The 500-nt window shown below is 45.6% G+C and carries 1 pseudogene; it reads left to right on the forward strand.

Features of this window, described 5'->3' with window-relative positions:
* A pseudogene (locus EPG66_RS22840) lies at positions 1 to 500 on the forward strand (hypothetical protein); the annotation flags it as partial.

Raw genomic sequence — 500 nt, forward strand, 5'->3', positions numbered from 1 at the left:
CTGCATAATAAGCAGCTATTTAATCGCGATACGCAAGATAAATACCTGGCGCTCTATATTCGCTACTCGCAAGTGGCATCAGATTATCAAAACTCGGATAACTGGTTTGCTTTTGGTTTATATCAGGCGCTATTACCACTGGCCACCCAAACCTTTGATGGATCGATTCAAAGTGAAATTGCCAAACAAGCCTATGAACGCTTAATGCCATTTGGCTTTAAATCTGAACTGTTAGCAGATGCCTTACAGCTGAACGCCAACCACAGCGAAGAAGACCTCTATACTGACCAAACGCTGGTAGTCAGTTTGGTGCAAGCCGCCTATAAAGTATTAAAGAGCTTTGGCGTACAGTATATGTTGGTGGTGCTGGATGAGCTGGAAACCGTTGCAGAAGCCGCCACCTTTGGCCTGGAAGATGAACAAGATAAACGCCTCGATGGCCAGGCCATTCGCCTGATTGGTAAAGCAATTAAAGAGGAAGACCCTCGCCGTAAACTTCC

Source organism: Pantoea pleuroti (assembly GCF_014156615.1).
Taxonomy (GTDB): domain Bacteria; phylum Pseudomonadota; class Gammaproteobacteria; order Enterobacterales; family Enterobacteriaceae; genus Pantoea; species Pantoea agglomerans.